1 protein-coding gene and 1 pseudogene are annotated in these 2,161 nt (G+C 36.4%); both read right to left on the bottom strand.

Going from position 1 to position 2,161, the window contains the following annotated elements; all coding sequences use genetic code 11:
• Positions 1-128: pseudogene (locus AC1DUW_RS26650) on the bottom strand (alpha-ketoacid dehydrogenase subunit beta); the annotation flags it as partial.
• Positions 129-149: 21 nt separating this feature from the next.
• The gene (locus tag AC1DUW_RS26645; protein WP_053346096.1) at positions 150-1,142 is read right to left on the bottom strand and encodes a thiamine pyrophosphate-dependent dehydrogenase E1 component subunit alpha; all 993 of its coding nucleotides are present in this window, start codon (positions 1,140-1,142) and stop codon (positions 150-152) included.
• Positions 1,143-2,161 lie beyond the last annotated feature (1,019 nt).

Below are 2,161 nucleotides of genomic sequence, written 5' to 3'. Positions count from 1 at the left end.
TCTTGAAGGTGATCAACTTCTGCTCCGCCGGCTACATCCTCTCCCATAAGAATGACATTTTCATCTTTTCTCATTGCGAGCGCCATTGCTTCATTTATTGCTTGTGACATACTGATTTTTCTACTCATCTCAATTCCTCCTTTTATTGTTTAATAGGATACATAAACATCGTTTAATAAATCGGAAGCCTCTGGATATGGGCTTTCTTCACTAAACTTAACAGCTTGTTTAATCGCCTCTTCAACTGAATTCTCGAGGGAAACCAATTCAGTTTCAGCTAACAGATTCTGATTTAGTAAGTATTTTCTAAATTGAGCAATAGCATCTTTTTCTTGTTTATGTTCTTTCTTGTCTTGTTCTTTTTTATATTTCTGAGCATCGCCCTCGAAGTGTCCATAATTTCTATAGGTTACGCATTCTATTAATGAAGGACCTTCTCCTCTGCGAGCTCTTTGAACTGCTTCTTCTGCTGCCTGATAAACAGCAATTACATCCTTCCCATCCACTCGAACTCCCGGGATATTGTAGCTTATCGCACGATCGGCTATCGTTTTGCAACTGGAAGCATAATTAAAAGGTGTGGCTTCACCATAACCATTGTTTTCAGCAATAAAAACAACAGGAAGATTCCAAATAGCCGCAAGATTGATCCCTTCATGAAAAGTGCCGTGATTATTAGCACCATCTCCAAAAAAACATACACTTACATGATCAGTTTTTTTATACTTGGCAGTTAATGCTGCACCACAAGCAAGTGGAAAGCCTCCTCCGACAATACCGTTTGCGCCTAACATTCCTTTATCTAAATCGGCTATATGCATGGAACCGCCTTTTCCTTTACAAAGCCCTGTTACTTTCCCGTAGATTTCAGCCATCATCCCATTAAGGTCGCATTCTTTAGCGATGCAGTGACCATGACCCCGATGAGTGCTTGTAATGCTGTCCTTTTCTGTAAGGTGGGCACACACGCCTACTGCCACCGCTTCCTCCCCAGCATACAAATGAACAAATCCTGGTAATATTCCCTTAGCAAATGATTCATGAACTTGGTCTTCGAATTTTCTAATCTCAAGCATTTTTTTGTACATCCAATAAGCCTTGTCCTGTGATAACTGAATTTCTTTAGTTTGAATCGTTTCCATATTCCAGCCCCCAATCTTAATAATGAGTCAATAATATATAGTGCAATTTACGTGCCAAAATGGAAATTCGCTATATTAGGAATTTATCTATTTTCTAAAGAAACAAAACGAGACAAAATGAGATTGTTGTCTCGTTTTGTCTCATTTTAAACAAAAAATGATAAAGGGGTTTTAGAATTCTTCATAAAGAATGTATGTAACATGATATAGCATGCAAAATTGAAAGGTACTATTAKATAGAAGTTCAAAAACTAATAGAGATGGGGACAAAAAAGACGGAGTCAATTTGCTCCGCCTGTATTTGTAGCTTTGTAATAAAGTTTGATAAAAAGTAGGTCACTAAATTTTATTTGGTTGTTAACGCAAAGACTCCATTTTGAAAAAAGTTTGATTATTTCATTGAACCTTCTTCTGCTAAAGCCCCCGTTAGTTCCATAAAAGTGCTGCTGACCTTCTCCTGATATTGAATTAAAGCACCGTTTAGTTGAAGAAGACGTCGCTTCCACCTACCTTTAGATGGTTATTATAGAAATCTCACATTATGAAATATATGTTTTTTTCCATTCCGTTCGATTATTAATTCTTCTATACCTAAAATTGCTGTAACTGATTTTGTTGTTTGTTCTTGAATCCATGGCAGGTAAAACTAAATTATTAAATTCTTCGTACGCTTTTTTTGGATAAGTATTTCTGGATATTGCAAAGAAATAAATACCTATCATTCTACCTCTTTGGTAAGAGGCAGTGGCGATAACGGTAGACATCTACTATCAAATTCAAATCGTCTAGTCAGACCAAAGCAAATACTTAGTTCGTCGTTATTCAAAAGTTGATATTTAAGTTGCTTTTGTAACATATTTCTCAGTATCGTTTAGATTCCTATAATAAGTAAATTACCTCAATTTATAAAAAAAGTTGCGTAGCAACCCTGTAATAGAAGTAAATCCACCTGTTAGGTGGAAGATCGTTCTGCATTACCGCGCTGCACTCTATTACAGATAGGGTCCGTTTGGTTATGT

It is taken from the genome of Peribacillus sp. P4_C12 (assembly GCF_056402095.1).
The sequence above is the reverse complement of the archived record's forward strand: the minus strand, read 5'-3'. Positions and strand labels throughout refer to the sequence as shown.

Coding starts and splice junctions, on each gene's coding strand:
- AC1DUW_RS26645 (WP_053346096.1), bottom strand. CDS start 1,142: ATGGAAACGATTCAAACTAAAGAAATTCAGTTATCACAGGACAAGGCT.